At 63.2% G+C, this 14,991-nt stretch carries 13 protein-coding genes and 1 tRNA gene; 7 read left to right on the top strand and 7 right to left on the bottom strand.

Going from position 1 to position 14,991, the window contains the following annotated elements:
- Positions 1–438: alpha-E domain-containing protein (locus ASJ79_RS33670; RefSeq protein WP_231750727.1), on the top strand; the 438-nt coding region annotated here is incomplete at its 5' end.
- Between the two features lie 140 nt (positions 439–578).
- On the opposite strand, the gene thrB is transcribed toward ASJ79_RS33670, so the two are convergent.
- The 5 genes from thrB to argS are packed head-to-tail and all read right to left on the bottom strand — an operon-like array spanning position 579 to position 7,016.
- Complete coding sequence (gene thrB, locus ASJ79_RS04930) at positions 579–1,523, bottom strand: homoserine kinase (RefSeq protein ID WP_067953626.1); 945 nt, start codon at positions 1,521–1,523, stop codon at positions 579–581.
- A 12-nt stretch (positions 1,524–1,535) separates the two neighbouring features.
- Positions 1,536–2,615, bottom strand: a complete 1,080-nt coding sequence (gene thrC / locus ASJ79_RS04935; RefSeq protein ID WP_067953627.1) for a threonine synthase — start codon at positions 2,613–2,615, stop codon at positions 1,536–1,538.
- Positions 2,612–3,940, bottom strand: a complete 1,329-nt coding sequence (locus ASJ79_RS04940; protein WP_067953628.1) for a homoserine dehydrogenase — start codon at positions 3,938–3,940, stop codon at positions 2,612–2,614. The genes thrC and ASJ79_RS04940 overlap by 4 nt, the downstream gene beginning before the upstream one ends.
- The gene (gene lysA, locus ASJ79_RS04945; RefSeq protein ID WP_197420077.1) at positions 3,937–5,313 is read right to left on the bottom strand and encodes a diaminopimelate decarboxylase; all 1,377 of its coding nucleotides are present in this window, start codon (positions 5,311–5,313) and stop codon (positions 3,937–3,939) included. Before lysA ends, ASJ79_RS04940 begins: the two co-directional genes overlap by 4 nt.
- Positions 5,314–5,363: 50 nt before the next feature.
- A complete protein-coding gene (gene argS / locus ASJ79_RS04950; protein ID WP_067953630.1) occupies positions 5,364–7,016 on the bottom strand; it encodes an arginine--tRNA ligase in 1,653 nt (550 codons plus the stop codon).
- A 101-nt stretch (positions 7,017–7,117) separates the two neighbouring features.
- On the opposite strand from argS, the gene ASJ79_RS04955 reads away from it, so the two are divergent.
- The 4 genes from ASJ79_RS04955 (at position 7,118) to ASJ79_RS31975 (ending at position 10,027) form a co-directional block, all read left to right on the top strand.
- A tRNA-Arg gene (locus ASJ79_RS04955) sits at positions 7,118–7,190 on the top strand.
- Positions 7,191–7,532: 342 nt separating this feature from the next.
- Positions 7,533–7,766, top strand: coding sequence for a helix-turn-helix domain-containing protein (locus tag ASJ79_RS30715; RefSeq protein WP_231750728.1), 234 nt, complete (start codon positions 7,533–7,535; stop codon positions 7,764–7,766).
- 54 nt (positions 7,767–7,820) lie between these two features.
- Positions 7,821–8,975, top strand: coding sequence for a hypothetical protein (locus tag ASJ79_RS04960; RefSeq protein ID WP_067953631.1), 1,155 nt, complete (start codon positions 7,821–7,823; stop codon positions 8,973–8,975).
- Between the two features lie 143 nt (positions 8,976–9,118).
- Positions 9,119–10,027, top strand: coding sequence for a hypothetical protein (locus ASJ79_RS31975; protein ID WP_156448278.1), 909 nt, complete (start codon positions 9,119–9,121; stop codon positions 10,025–10,027).
- A 33-nt stretch (positions 10,028–10,060) separates the two neighbouring features.
- Here ASJ79_RS31975 and ASJ79_RS04970 read toward each other — a convergent pair whose 3' ends face one another.
- Positions 10,061–11,491 carry an SIR2 family protein gene (locus ASJ79_RS04970; protein WP_197420076.1) on the bottom strand — a complete coding sequence of 477 codons (1,431 nt, stop codon included), beginning with the start codon at positions 11,489–11,491 and terminating at the stop codon, positions 10,061–10,063.
- Positions 11,492–11,594: 103 nt separating this feature from the next.
- Between ASJ79_RS04970 and ASJ79_RS31980 the strand changes: the two genes are divergently transcribed.
- Positions 11,595–12,563, top strand: coding sequence for a hypothetical protein (locus tag ASJ79_RS31980; protein ID WP_156448279.1), 969 nt, complete (start codon positions 11,595–11,597; stop codon positions 12,561–12,563).
- A gap of 463 nt (positions 12,564–13,026) precedes the next feature.
- Here ASJ79_RS31980 and ASJ79_RS04985 read toward each other — a convergent pair whose 3' ends face one another.
- Positions 13,027–14,169, bottom strand: a complete 1,143-nt coding sequence (locus ASJ79_RS04985) for a hypothetical protein (protein ID WP_067953636.1) — start codon at positions 14,167–14,169, stop codon at positions 13,027–13,029.
- Positions 14,170–14,394: 225 nt separating this feature from the next.
- Here ASJ79_RS04985 and ASJ79_RS31985 point away from each other — a divergent pair, with 225 nt between their 5' ends.
- On the top strand, positions 14,395–14,667 hold the full coding sequence (locus ASJ79_RS31985) for a helix-turn-helix domain-containing protein (protein WP_156448280.1): 273 nt from the start codon (positions 14,395–14,397) through the stop codon (positions 14,665–14,667).
- Positions 14,668–14,991: the final 324 nt, after the last annotated feature.

Consider the following 14,991-nt stretch of genomic DNA (forward strand, 5'->3'; position numbering starts at 1 on the left):
ACGCTGGTGGCGTGCGAGTCGCTGGTGATCTACCGCAGACGCAACCCCGGCAAGTTCAGCGTCACCGGCGTCGCGGAGCTGGTGTTGTTCGACGCCGGCAATCCCCGTTCGCTGGTGTACCAGCTGGTGAGGGCGCCGCCGCGGCGGGCGGGCGCAGCCGCCGGGACGTCACCGGCGGCGGGCGCTGCTGCCGCGGCAGATGACGAGATGTCAGCACTCACGGTGCTCGGCAGGTCGCCGCTGTCAGCGCCACCAGCCGTGATGAGGTCCGTATCAGTCACGGATTTCCTTTCTTCCCTCGCTGATCAGGTCACGCGAGGGTTCAGTGCGCTCAGCCGATCCGCTGAACGCCGAGGTCACACCATTGCCACCGCAACGGCGATCGCCAGGTCTCGCCGGAATACGGCGAACCGTCAGTCCACAAAATTGAACACCTGAAAGAAGAGTCGTCCTAGTGTCGGCGCAGGTGAAGACGCTGCGATTGCTGGACGAAAGCGAGAATAACCCGCATCGGGCATGGAAGCAAGAAACTCCATGATCAGCATGTTGCCTCTGTTACTCCCGATCAGAGCGTTTACCTAGCTGCGCGCCGCGACACCGGAAGTCCACGTCACGCCCTGGCCGACGGACATCTTCTTGACCGCGAAACCGTTGTCGGCGCCGTACTCGAGCGCCTGGGCGGGTAACTCGGCCTCGGTGCTCAGTGCGAGAACGGTGGGGCCGGCCCCCGAGAGGACTCCTGCCACGCCACAACGCCGCAACACCGCGAGGTATTCCGCCGATGCCGGCATCGCGGGAGCGCGCTGCGGCTGATGCAACACGTCCTCGGTCGCGGCCACCAGCAGGTCCGGCCGCTCCGTGAGCGCGACGACCAGCAGCGCGGCGCGGCTGAGATTGAACCGGGCATCGGTGTGGGAGACCTGCTCGGGCAGGAGCACCCGCGTCTCCGCGGTCGACGACCGCACCTGCGGAACAGCGGCGAACAACGTGATGTCGGGGTGCAGCCGGATCGGCGCGGCGGCGTATCGCGGCTCACCGGCCGTCGCCTCGGTCCAGGACACCACCGCGCCACCGAGCACCGCGGCGGCGGCGTTGTCGGGGTGCCCTTCGAACTCCGACGACACCTGCACCAGTCGCTCAGGCGACATCGGTGGGCAATCTGCCTGCACGGCAAGACCGTTGGCCGCCGCCAGGCCTCCAACCACGGCTGCCGCGGACGAGCCCAGGCCGCGGGAGTGGGGAATGTCGTTGCGGCACCGCACGATCAGGCCCGGCGCTGCGACTCCGGTCTCGCGCAGGCCCCGTTCGATGGCGCGCACCACCAGGTGGGAGCTGTCCAGCGGTACCTGGCCCGCGCCCTCCCCCTCCACCTCGACGACGAGACCCGATTCCGTTGTCTCGACCACGACTTCGTCGTAGAGGCTGAGCGCCAGACCCATGCTGTCGAAGCCGGGGCCGAGGTTGGCGCTGGAGGCGGCCACCACGGCGGTGGCCGCCAGGCCGGGCGGCAGAGTGCGGGTCACAGTCAACGGTTCCTAGACGAGGCCGAGTTTGGCGACCACGGCCACCGGGTCGACGGGCACGGGGATGACCGCGGGCATGCCCTTGAGGGCGGTGTCAGGGTCCTTCAGGCCGTTACCGGTGACGGTGCACACGACCGTCGAACCCTTGGCGACGTAGCCGTCCTCGATGGACTTCAGCAGCCCGGCGATACTCGCCGCCGACGCGGGTTCGACGAACACGCCCTCGGCGCGGGCGACCAGGTGGTAGGCGGCCAGGATCTCCTCGTCGGTGGCGGCCAGGAAACGGCCGCCCGACTGCTGCTGGGCTTCCACCGCCGAACTCCACGAGGCGGGCGACCCGATCCGGATGGCGGTCGCGATGGTCTCGGGATCGCTCACCGGCTCTCCGAGCACCAGCGGCGCGGCGCCGGCGGCCTGCGTGCCGAGCATGCGGGGCAACCGGGTGGCCAGCCCGTCGCGGTGATACTCGGTGTAGCCCTTCCAGTAGGCCGTGATGTTGCCTGCGTTGCCGACCGGCAGCGCGTGCACGTCGGGGGCGTCACCCAGGGCGTCGACGATCTCGAACGCGGCGGTCTTCTGCCCTTCGATACGGAAAGGGTTGACCGAGTTGACGAGTGAGACGGTCGGGAAATCGGCGGTCAGCTTGCGGGCGAGTTCCAGGCAGTCGTCGAAGTTGCCGTCGATCTGGATGATCTTCGCGCCGTGCATGACCGCCTGGGCCAGCTTGCCCATCGCGATCTTGCCCTGGGGCACCAGCACGGCACAGGTGATGCCGGCCCGGGCCGCGTAGGCGGCCGCGGATGCCGAGGTGTTGCCCGTCGACGCGCACAACACCGCCTGCTGTCCGCGCGACACCGCCTCGGTGACCGCCATCGTCATGCCGCGGTCCTTGAAGGAACCGGTCGGGTTGAGTCCCTCGACCTTCAGATGCACTGTGCAGCCGGTGTATTCGGAAAGCCTGGGCGCGGGCAGCAGCGGTGTGCCGCCCTCGCGCAGCGTGACGGTGGTCCAGCTGTCCTCGATCGGCAGCCGGTCGCGGTACGCCTCGATCAGCCCCGGCCAGGGCTGATGCACGGCACGGGTGGTGCTCACTCTGTGGTCCCTTCCATGCGCAGGACGCTGTTGATGCTCTGGACGACTTCGAGATCAGCCAGTGCCTCGACGGTTTCGGACAGGGCCGAATCGGAGGCCTGGTGGGTGACGACGACGACGCGTGCGCCGCAGCGCTGCCCGCCCTGGTCGACCATGCCCTCCTGGCGTACCTCGGCGATGCTGACCTCGCGCTTGCTGAACTCGGCCGCGACGGCGGAGAGCACGCCGGGCCGGTCGGCGACGTTCATGTTGACGTAGTACCGCGTCGGGATGACGCCGATGGGCGCGATCGGGAGCTTGGCGTACTTCGACTCGCGCGGACCGCGGCCACCCTGGACCCGGTTGCGCGCGGCCATCACGAGATCGCCGAGCACCGCCGACGCCGTGGGAGCACCTCCGGCGCCCTGGCCGTAGAACATCAGCCGGCCGGCGGCCTCGGCTTCGACGACGACGGCGTTGAACGCGCCGTTGACCGAGGCCAGCGGGTGCTCCAGCGGCACCAGCGCAGGGTAGACACGTGCCGAAACACGCTGCTGCCCTTGGTCGGTGGTGAGACGCTCACAGATGGCGAGCAGTTTGATCGTGCAGCCGAGGGCGCGCGCCGAGGCGAAGTCGGCGGCGGTGACCTTGGTGATGCCCTCGCGGTAGACGTCGTCGGCGGTGACCCGGGTGTGGAACGCGATCGACGCCAGGATCGCCGCCTTGGCCGCCGCGTCGTAGCCCTCCACATCGGCGGTCGGATCCGCCTCGGCGTATCCGAGGGCCGAGGCGTCGGCGAGCGCGGACGCGTAGTCGGCGCCGGTGCTGTCCATCTCGGACAGGATGTAGTTCGTGGTGCCGTTGACGATTCCGGCCACCCGCAGCACGGTGTCACCGGCCAGCGACTGGGTCAGCGGGCGGATGACCGGGATGGCGCCGGCCACGGCCGCCTCGAAGTACAGATCGACGTGCGCGTGCTCGGCGGCCTGAGCGAGCTCACCGGCCGACACCGCCATCAGCGCCTTGTTGGCGGTGACCACGGACTTGCGCTGTTCCAGTGCGGCCAGGATCGCCTTGCGGGCCGGTTCGACCGGTCCCATCAACTCGACGACGATGTCGACGTCGTCGCGAGACACGAGCGCCTCGATGTCGTCGGTCAGGAGTTCCTCGGGCACCCCGCGGTCGCTGCCGACCCGCCGCACGCCGATTCCGCGGACCTCCAGCGGCGCCCCGATGCGGGCGGTCAGGTCGGCCGCGCTCTCCTCGATGATGCGCACCACTTCGCTGCCCACATTGCCGAGACCCAGTACGGCTACGCCGATTGCCGTGTCTTCCGCGTCACTCACCGCTTCACCTCACTCACTTCCAGACTCAAGAGGTCGTCGACCGTCTCCCGGCGCAGGATCAGGCGTGCCCGCCCGTCGCGCACGGCCACCACGGCCGGCCGGCCGATCAGGTTGTAGCGGCTCGACATCGAATAGCAGTATGCGCCGGTGGCGGCGACGCCGAGCAGGTCCCCCGGTGCCACGTCGTCAGACATCCAGGCATCCCGCACCACGATGTCACCACTCTCACAGTGCTTACCGACCACCCGCGACAGGGTCGGCTCGGCGTCGCTGGTCCGCGACACCAGCCGGACGTCGTACTCGGCGCCGTAGAGCGAGGTCCGGATGTTGTCGCTCATCCCGCCGTCGACGCTGACGTAGCGGCGGTTCCGGTCCGAGGACACCGCGACGTCCTTGACGGTGCCGACCTCGTAGAGGGTGATCGTTCCCGGCCCGGCGATGGCGCGGCCGGGTTCGACGACCAGCGACGGGGCGGGCAGCCCGACGGCGGCGGACTCGGTGCGCACGATCGTGAGCAACTTCTCGGCGAGCTCGGCCATCGGCGGCGGGTTGTCCTGCGGCAGGTAAGAGATGCCCAGTCCCCCGCCGAGATCGACGACAGACATCTGCGAGGTCATCTCGACACCGAACTCGGCGACCACGTCGCGCAGCAGCCCGATCACCCGGTGGGCCGCCACCTCGAAGCCGGCGACGTCGAAGATCTGCGAACCGATGTGGCTGTGCAGGCCGACCAGGCGCAGGTGGTCGGCCTCGAACACCCGGCGGACCGCGGCCATCGCCGCACCGCTGGCCAGTGACAGCCCGAACTTCTGGTCTTCGTGTGCGGTGGAGATGAATTCGTGGGTGTGCGCCTCGACCCCGACGGTGACGCGGATGAGGACGTCCTGCACCACGCCCGCCTGGGCGGCGATCCGGTCGAGACGTTCGATTTCGATCATCGAGTCGACCACCACGTGCCCGACACCGCGCTCGACCGCGGCGGTCAGCTCGGCCACCGATTTGTTGTTGCCGTGCAACGCAATCCGCTCCGCCGGGAACCCGGCGTGCAGCGCGACGGCCAGCTCACCACCGCTGGCGACGTCGAGCGCGAGCCCCTCTTCGTCGATCCAGCGCGCCACCTCGGTACACAGGAAGGCCTTGGCGGCGTAGCGGACGTGCTCGCCGCCGCCGAACGCGGCGGAGATCTCCCGGCAGCGGGCCCGGAAGTCGGCCTCGTCGATGACGAACACCGGTGTGCCGAACTCCGCGGCGATGTCGGTCACCGGCACACCGGCGATCGAGACGACACCGGCGTCATCGCGAACCGCGTTCTGCGGCCACACATTCGGCGCCAGTTCAAGAATGTCGGCGACCGCCTGGGGACGGTCCGGCATCGCGATGGGGTGGACCTCTTCGGCGTGCCGGGGGCCGGCCGGGTGCGCGATCACATCCGCTCCGGAGCGCTGACGCCCAGGATGGCCAGTCCGTTGGCGATGACCTGGCGCGTCGCCGCGCACAGCGCCAGCCGCGCCGCGTGCAGATCACCGGGCTCCTCGTCGCCCTGCGGCAGCACCCGGCACGAGTCGTAGAACCGGTGGTAGTCCCCGGCCAGGTCCTCCAGGTAGCGCGAGACCCGGTGCGGCTCACGCAGACTCGCCGCCGTCTTGAGCACCCGCGGGAATTCGCCGATGTTGCGGATCAGCGTGCCTTCCTTGTCGTGGGTGAGCAGATCCAGATGCGCGGTGTCGGGGGCCACGCCGAGTTCGGCGGCGTTGCGGGCCAGCGCCGAGAGCCGTGCGTGCGCGTATTGCACGTAGTAGACCGGGTTCTCGTTGGACGCCGAGGACCACAGCTCCAGGTCGATGTCGATCGGGGTGTCCACCGAACTGCGGATCAGGGAGTACCGGGCGGCGTCGACCCCGATCGCGTCGACGAGGTCGTCGAGGGTGATCACGGTGCCCGCCCGCTTGCTCATCCGGACCGGCTGGCCGTCGCGGACCAGGTTGACCATCTGGCCGATCAGCACCTCGACGGTGTCGGGGTCGTCACCGAGGGCGGCCGCGGCGGCCTTGAGCCGGGCGATGTAGCCGTGGTGATCCGCGCCGAGCATGTAGATGCACAGGTCGAACCCGCGCTTGCGCTTGTCCAGGAAGTACGCCAGGTCGCCGGCGATGTAGGCGGGCTGCCCGTCGCTCTTGATGACGACGCGGTCCTTGTCGTCACCGAAGTCGGTGGTGCGCAGCCAGACCGCGCCGTCCTTCTCGTAGATGCTGCCGGTCTCGCGCAGCTTGGCGATGGCCTGCTCGACGCGCCCGGAGGTGTGCATCGAGTCTTCGTGGGTGTAGACGTCGAAGTCGGTGCCGAACTCGTGCAGTGATTCCTTGATGTGGTCGAACATCAGGTTCACCCCGATCGACCGGAACGTCTCGCGCATCTCGGTGTCGGGCAATCCCAGCGCCTGGGGCTCCTTGGCCAGCACCTGGGCGGCGATGTCGGCAATGTAGGTGCCGGCGTAGCCGTCCTCGGGGGTCGGCTCACCCTTGGCCGCGGCGATCAGCGAGTTGGTGAACCGGTCGATCTGCGCACCGTGGTCGTTGAAGTAGTACTCGCGTACCACCTCGGCGCCCTGGGTGCTCAGCAGCCGGCCCAGCGCGTCGCCGACCGCGGCCCACCGGGTGCCGCCGATGTGGATCGGGCCGGTCGGGTTGGCCGAGACGAACTCCAGGTTGACGTGCACGCCGGCCAGCGTCGCGGAATGGCCGTACGCGCCGCCGGCGGAGATCACGTCGCCGACGATGACGTTCTGCGCGGACGCCTCGATGCGCAGGTTGACGAAGCCGGGCCCGGCGACGTCGGCGGCCGCGATGCCGTCCTTGTCGGCGAGCGCGGCGGCCAGCCACCCGGCCAGTTCGCGCGGGTTCGCGCCGACCTTCTTGCCGAGTTGCAGCGCCAGGTTGGTGGCATAGTCACCGTGCTCGGGGTTACGCGGGCGTTCGACGGTGACGGTGGCGGGCAACGCGGCGGAGTCGAGGCCATGCTCGGCGAGCACCGCGGCTGCGGTGGCCTTGAGCAGCTCGGCCAGATCGGCGGGGGTCACGGGGAACCATCCTATGGTCTGGGCTGTTCACGACCGAATCCGTTTCCGGTGCCGGCATGCGCTACGCTATCGGAGCCCAACGGCGCAGCTGTTCAGCACGCGCCCCCGTAGCTCAGGGGATAGAGCGTCTGCCTCCGGAGCAGAAGGCCGCAGGTTCGAATCCTGCCGGGGGCACCCCATCTGACCTGCGATAACAGGTCAAAACCGGGTGACCTACCCATTACCCACCCATTACGTTGTCGTTTGCCCTGCCCCAATCCGTTTGCGGTCGTGCCCACCTGCCGGGACACTTCGGAGCGTTCGCAGGTAGACGCGACAGGGCACCGGACGGCACGCTGGCAACCATCATTCCAACACGCGAAGCCTGCCGTTATTCGCCTTTGTGATGCCGTTTCGCGCCATTGTTTACATGTCATACGATTCGGCGCATTCTGCTATTATCGATCCTTAGCGAGGCCATTGTGCCTAGTCGCGACCACATTCGGTGGCTGTGCATTGACCGAAAGGTAACGCACAGTGGTTCGCACCAAATCGCAGACGAATTCGCCTCAGAATTCCAACCGAATGCCCAACAGACCGGCGCAGTTTATTTCGACGGCGAAAGCTGCCGAACGGCTAGACATTTCTCCGAACATGCTCCGCAGTTTGATCTATGACGGCAAGATCAAAGCGATTCAGATTGGCCGATTGATTCGTGTCGATACGGCATCGCTTGACGAATTCATCGCACAGAACACTCTCGGCGCGTGAGCGGCCCTGGTTGCGTCGCACAGACTTGTCGGTGCATCGAACTAGGATGCGACCATGGCGATCTTTCACAACGGTGGAGATTTCGCGGTCGAACAACTCCCCATCGAGCAAATCGCACCCGGCGATGTGGTTATCGCCGACACCGACGAGGGCACACCGTACTTGTACCAGGTCCACGTCAAGCGATTCGAGCACAACAGGGCCGCAGGCGAGCCGCCAATGATCGTGTTGCAAGGCAAACCGCTACCGGGCGTCGAGTTTGTCCCGCAGACTCGAGCGCCGGTCGGAACGCTTGCGCATCGCGTCATTCCGAGACCGACCGCAGCGAAGAAACCTTCGAAACCGGCGACTGACGCTGCTCCCGACTTCCGCCACCCAAAGTGTTACGCAAATACTCGCGGCGGCTGCTCCAAGAAGATTTCTGGCGAGCACTTCATTTCGCATAGCCTGATATTGCTTTACAGCTTCGACGATCCGGATTTGAAGATCAAGCACGACAGCGGGTATGGCATTCGTGAGTTCGTCCAACCTAAGAAATTCGTTGCAAATATTCTGTGTGAAAAACACAATAATGATTTGAGCCGCGCCGACGATGCGGCGCTAGCTTTCGCGAAGTTCATGCGTACGATTTCGATGCGCTATCGCGGCGGTGCAGGCGAGTGGGGCGGCTACGAGGAAATCACTATATCCGGTGACGATTTCCAAGCGTGGGTGCTCAAACTGATTTTGAATCATGTTGTCGGTAAGGCATTTATTCACCAAAAGGGCGAATTCGTCAGCCCGTTTCCTCCCGAAGCGGTAGACTTATTATTAGGCCGGGCAATGTGGCCGGAAACCTGGGGCTTGTGCGTTGCTGGTGATCCGGCGAACAAAGATTTAAGGATCAACGCCTTCGACAATCTAGAGGACATCACGACAGAATGGTGTACGTTTCAGCCGTTTGTTTTCCACCCTGATGTTCCCGAAAAGGCCAATGAGGTCGGTGGCGGCATCGTGAACCTCAATGGCGTCGGGTTCGGTCTCACGGTCTTCAATCCCGGTAGAGAATTGCCGTCATTTAACAATCCCGAGAATCCATTACGCGGGTCCGTCCAGCGACCCGAATATATGGCATGGCAGATAAACGGCGTACAAAAGCGAGTAAATTTCACCTGGTCGGACGTATGGGCGCACAAAAACGTCACGTACACAATGGTTGATCGCGACTAGTCGCCACGCATCGGACCACCACATATGCTGGCCCAATCGCCTTCAGGAATTGGCGCTAACGCGTGTCGCTTCCGGCGCGGAATTGGCCGATCTGGAACAATGGCGCATGACGGCTAGGCCGCGATTTAGGCAGGATTGACCACATGACGAGCCGACAGCTAAAACCACCGCGAATTGATACGAACATGACGACAGGCACGACGACGACCGAAGCGACCATCGGACACGTGTTCATTCCGTTTCCGACGACCGACGCACCGGCCACACCAACCGCCACGGCTCCGGCGAAATGGTCAGACGAGTGGTGGGCCAAAGTTGCCCGCCCTGGTGCTCAGCGTTGCACCGCACATCGCAAAAACGGCAATCGCTGCGGTAAAGCCGCGATGGACGGGCAGCGTGTGTGTGGCACCCATGGCGGGAGGGCACCGCAGAACAAGCGAGCCGCACGCCGCCGTCTTGAGGAAGCCGCCGACCGGATGGCGCGCGAACTGCTCAAGATGGCGACAGATGACAACGTGCCCGAACACGTTCGAATCAACGCGATCAAAGACGCGCTGGACCGCGCCGGAGTGTCGGCGCGTACCGCTGTCGATGTTGAAGTTTCGGCCAAGCCGTACGAACGGCTCTTGGACACCATGCCCAGGCTCGTAACCACGTCACGCGCCGAATATCGCCGCTCGCAAGGCATCGCAGATGTTTCCGACGCTCAGAGACCGACAGCGTTGCCCGCTGCCGACATGTCGCAGCCGATGGACGCCGAAGTGATCGACGTAGACCTAGACGAAACGGCCTGCGATTCGCCCGCAGCGCCGCGTTACGACGACACCGAATCAAACACACCGGACGGCGATGAAATGCACGCAGACGGGCGCACTGCGAATCACAACCCGTTGGCCGATCAACCGAACCCGTTCGACCCGACACCGCAAGTCGAAGGTGTAATGACGTTCGATGAGGCCGTGATCCGTGCCGCTCGCATCAACAACAAAACCCCAGCCGGTCATGCGCGGGTGCTACGTGCTCAGCGAGCGTTGCCGCGTGGCAGATCGTAATTTCAGCGACGTGCACCTCTGATTTACTCTCGTTCAATCAGCATGCTCATTCTCCACATATACGTTTTCGTCGGGTAGACCCGGCAAAAACGGTCCGTGATTCAAGATCATATCTTCAGGCACGTTTGCAAGTTGTTCGCGCGCAGCCTTCCGTTGTTTAGGTGCCTTTCTCTTACTTGCTTCAACTGCAGCTCGAAAATCATCAAGGGTATAAATCGTATCGTCAGATCCAAACATGAAATAGATCGGTGCCTTTTCTTCCATCCCCACGCGCTCGCCGTCATCTGTTGTCCGATCATCGAGCATTATGAGCAAGGGGGCTTGGTAGCCCACGATGTAGGCATAATCCCAGTAGCGGCCTTCATCCCACGCATTGTCAGCGAGCTGGTCGTAGTGCCCCATCAGGTCAACCACGTGCTGACGGCTCAAATATTCGCCGGAAGCGCGCCGTAAGAGAATGCGTCGGCACGCGTCACGAGCACCGTCGTGAAATGACCAACAATAAAGGACAGACGGATACTCTTTATGAGGCACCGTCTTGGCGATCGGTTCTGCGGCCTGAATCTTTTTGTCGTACTCTGCCACGCGGCCATAACCCGCTTCATCGATGAAACAGACTCCAAGGTTACTACGCTTAAGCTCCTGTAAGAACTTCACCCCGCTCGTTTCAAGCGTAATGAGATTGAACTCTTTTACGTCGTCTTCGTCTGCGCCAAAGGGAGACACAAAGTAAGCCGGCTCGGAGTACTGACCCATATCCTTGAGCAAGGCTTTATAAAGACGACGAAAATTCCAGTCTCTCAACGAGTATCCAACGAAAACCAGCGTATGGGTCGCCAAAAGCTCCGTGAGCAAACCACCCAATACGCCTTTGCGTAACGACTTGAGACTGCTCTTATAGTCACTTTCTGTCGCGACGATACTGCCAAGGTTCGTCATGCTGCCGTGAATTTTCAGAACCCGACGCCCCGGCATTTTCCACAATGCAATATCGTCACCAGTGACGAATGGAATTGCAGCACACTCTTCTTCGAAATAAGTGTCCCAATTCGTGGTAACGATATCCTCTATGTAAGGCATAGATGCTAGTTCTCGGTGAAACCGTCTCGCGTAGTACCGGAGAGTCCAGAAGCTATCGATGTAATCGAACTTTGCTTTCACCATCTGCACAAATTGACGACGGCCAAACTTATTCACGAACGCTTCGATAACTTCAGGAAACGAACCGGGCTCGTCCAGCTGGAGCATTTCTACTGCTCGCTGATAGACCGTCTGCGGAAACACTGTAGGCACCTCGGTACTGATACCGGCACCGGCAAAGATCACGACTTGTCGCATGTGGGCTGCACGCACCAGCTCGACGGGCAACTCGAAGTCATGATCGAGTCCACAGTGTGTGCATTGACAGATTTCTGCGTGCTGCGCACCATCGCCAACGCTGGTAATCGCATCTTCTGCCGCCATGTCCTCGATCGTCTCAGATGGCATGTTGCTGTTGAGACTGAACGCGCCGCGTCACCTGCCGCCATCGATGTGCTGTCACACGGTCGTTGTAACGTTCCCCACCATGACACTGGTGCTGAGCGTGGCCACCCGCTGCCGCGTCTTCCACGCGAGTGACCGGCTCACCACTATCACTCCCACGAGAAAGAACCCTGATCGCGCGTGGGACATCCACGCCAACAAGACCGTGATCGTCGTTGGATCGGATTGCTGGCTGGTGATCGGATACACCGGATTGGCCTATCTAGACAACAGGCCAACCGATGATGTCATCGCATCGGCCCTCGCCGGTGGTGCCGACCTGAGCAGCGGAATGGGCGCATGGCATCCCGGACGACCTCTGCACTATCGCGAGATCACACGCAGCATTGCTACTGCGATCTTTGATGCGTACTCACGACTCCCAGCCGCTGCACGCGACCATCCAACCATCGTGTCCGGAATGGGCGTTCAGCAGAAAAGGCCTCGGCTACAACACGTTGGATTCCACACTCTGATTCATCGCAACGGTGTCACGCATGAAGAATTGAATATGCGCAATCAATCGATATTCACGTTCAGCACATTGCCAATTGGCACTGTCGATCTTGCGATCTTGGATCAGATGCGGACTAGGTTGCGCGATGAAGGACACGGCGACGGTTCACCAGAAGGTTTCCGGGACATCATGATGGACGCCGTCGCAGAGACCGGAAAGAATTCCGATGTGGTTGGCGAGGATGTGATGGGTGTGATCCTCGAACCGCTGAATCGCCGTATACGCGTGCACTTCAGGACAGCAAAACCGGCCAATCAAGCTCAACTGGCTGCCGCCGTGCGCGCTCACGACAGCGATGTATCCGACATTCCCAACGTGTCGACGCCCTATATCTTGGCACCAGGAATGTACTTCAGCCCGGCGGTAGCTACGGGTGGATGGCACCTATTCGGTAGCGAGATAGACATCGAACTGACGGGTTTCGATAGAGAACCTGACCCCGGCCCGGTGCGCGCATTCTGGGGATCGCACCCTCGACGCGCACAGCCGACCTGACAGATCACCGGTTCTTCCTGCGCCGTGTGCGGCTCGCTGCGGCCTTTCCGACCTTGCCGTTACCCGCTTTAGCCTGGCGGGCGAACTTCGCTCGTGCGGCTTCCTGCTTTTTGGTGGCCATGCCGGGGTGCCTTTCGTCTGGATCAACCGCGCGGGGTTGGACTGCCGCGTGGGGCACCGCGCTGCGCTGGCCCGCTGATCTTCGCGTCACCGAGCTTTTCGGACGCTTGTCGACCGCGATACCGGCCACCGTCTGCTGGCGGGGCGTCGGCTAGCTCCGGCGCGACCAGGCCGGGACCGTGGCTGAATTCGCTTGGCCGCTGTCTGCGTTGGTTGCGTTCAGCCGAACCGAGCACGCCGAAAAAGATGTCGCGCACCGAATCGGGATAAACCGTGCCCGAACCCGATGGCTGATACGGACCAGGCGCACGGCCCGAGTCACGCCGAGACATACTGCACGCCTTTACAGTTGGATCGTGGGCGGCACGTAAACCGCGCCGGTGCCGACGTTGATCGCGACAGCCCCGCCACGGTGGCGAACACCGACACCACAGCCGCGCGCGGCGAACGATTCAATGATGGGGTAGTTCCGCCAATGGCCGGGGATCAGCCGAAGTCCCTGGTACGACTCCACCGGATGCTCACGGAAACCAACCGGATTGCTCGGCGAATTTGGACCGTAACTCGCCGCCACGCAAACGTATTGCGGCGGAATGAAATCCGATTGCACCAAAAGCGCCGGCCCATACGATCCTTCAACCTTGACGCCCGCGAATTCACCGGGCACCGGCTCGCCAACAACTTCACCTTGCGGCGTGATCCACGGTGGCGCGTCTTTAGCGGGCACGAAATCGTATTTGGCGGTCGGCCCTTCGGTCTCTGCGCCTTCTAGCTCCCGCGATGGCTCACCAGCACGCCACGACTGAATCAGTTCGGATTCGTCGGGGTTGGCGAAGATCAGCACGCGTGAATTAGGCTGTGTTCCAAAGCCTTTGCGGGTGATCAGCCTGATCGCGTGCTCGATGTCGCCGGAGTCGATAACGCTTGCGCCGCTCCGGATGTAGTGCGTTTCGGTATCGGGGAAGCTTCGACCGAGATAGTCGGGCGGTCCTGGCGGAGTACCGTCGTAGAGACCGTAAACGGTCGCGCCTTGCTCGTTGCGTTTGCGCGTCGGGTCGAAAATACGTTGCATGACAAGGCCGGTGGTCAGCTTGTTGTCCGCCGACAGAATGCCGTCCATGATCGACCGGACCTGACGAATATCGCTGTCGCGCAGGAAACGCCAACCCAACCGACTCGCGCGGTCGTAATCCTTGAACCGGAAACCGACGACAATGGTTTCGCCGACGCCAGCGGACTTCGGCACGCCGATTTCGGATGCTTCCTCGAACGAGCCGACCGCGAGATTCTGCGGCACAGCTTCGGCGGGAACGACAGTGCGGAACGACAGCAGATCGGTAATGGTGGTGCGCTCGTTGTTCCAGATGTTGAGCACGTCGCGAAACTCGTCCCAGACCGCGTTGAGGTCGGTGCCGTCTGCGGTGCGGTCCACCAGCACGTCACCGCTGGTGTGAATACCGTGCGCGGGACCAGTCGGAGCGGTCATTTCATTTCCTCACGAATTCGATGCCGAACTTCGCTCAATTCTACGCCCCTATGCGAGCGGGTTGTGTCGCCCTACAACCTGTCTCGCGGCCAACATGCCGACAGGCGCAAGTCTCCGATAAGCGCGATGCGTGGTATTGTTGGGATTGCGGGAGGCTCCACAACGAGCGCCACGAGTCGCGACCACATTCGGTGGCTGTGCATCTGAGTTGGAAGGTGCCCGCGCATGTCTCGCACATCGCCCACGCTGCCGCGTGCTGCCATCAACAGCCGCCAGGCCGACTCTCGCACTGACTGCGAGGCCGTTGATTCCATCCAAGAAATGATGCGGACGACCGTGGCCGCGAAGCGTTTGCAAATCTCATCCGAAACTTTGCGGCGCTACGTCGTAGCCGGATTGATTCCTGCCGTTCGCGTCGGACCAAAGCTGCTCATGTTCGATCCGAATGAAGTGGACAAGCTCGCTAGAACAATCGACAACCGCACGGCCAGCGCATGAATCGCGTTATCAACGGCGTCAGCGACGTTCGCGCCGCCCGCCTAGCCAGACAAGCACACCGCGAGCTTGCGCAGTGGCAGCGCGAAGACGCCGGGCGGTTCGCCGCTGTCACCAAGGCATTGGCGGAATCTGAAGCGATACCGATGCACATGAAAGCCATCTACGCACAGACGATTTGCAGCCATGACAGACCGCCACTAGTACTGCAGCCGTAGATCGGGGCTGACGGGGTTTCGGCGTGTCTGCGCTGGTCAGGGCGGTGACCGCGGCATTGTTCGGAGTTTGTGAAGACATCTGAAAACGCCGCGATCCCCGCGGTTGACA

The organism is Mycobacterium sp. NAZ190054, from assembly GCF_001545925.1.
In the GTDB taxonomy this organism is placed as follows: domain Bacteria; phylum Actinomycetota; class Actinomycetes; order Mycobacteriales; family Mycobacteriaceae; genus Mycobacterium.

What these genes read in the sequence shown, in the direction of transcription:
- lysA (WP_197420077.1), bottom strand. Translation starts at nt 5,313, where the DNA reads ATGCCGGACCGTCCCCAGGCGGTCGCCGACATTCTTGAACTGGCGCCG.
- ASJ79_RS04960 (WP_067953631.1), top strand. Translation starts at nt 7,821, where the DNA reads ATGGCGATCTTTCACAACGGTGGAGATTTCGCGGTCGAACAACTCCCC.
- ASJ79_RS31975 (WP_156448278.1), top strand. Translation starts at nt 9,119, where the DNA reads ATGACGAGCCGACAGCTAAAACCACCGCGAATTGATACGAACATGACG.
- ASJ79_RS04970 (WP_197420076.1), bottom strand. Translation starts at nt 11,491, where the DNA reads ATGGCGGCAGAAGATGCGATTACCAGCGTTGGCGATGGTGCGCAGCAC.
- ASJ79_RS31980 (WP_156448279.1), top strand. Translation starts at nt 11,595, where the DNA reads ATGACACTGGTGCTGAGCGTGGCCACCCGCTGCCGCGTCTTCCACGCG.
- ASJ79_RS04985 (WP_067953636.1), bottom strand. Translation starts at nt 14,169, where the DNA reads ATGACCGCTCCGACTGGTCCCGCGCACGGTATTCACACCAGCGGTGAC.
- ASJ79_RS31985 (WP_156448280.1), top strand. Translation starts at nt 14,395, where the DNA reads ATGTCTCGCACATCGCCCACGCTGCCGCGTGCTGCCATCAACAGCCGC.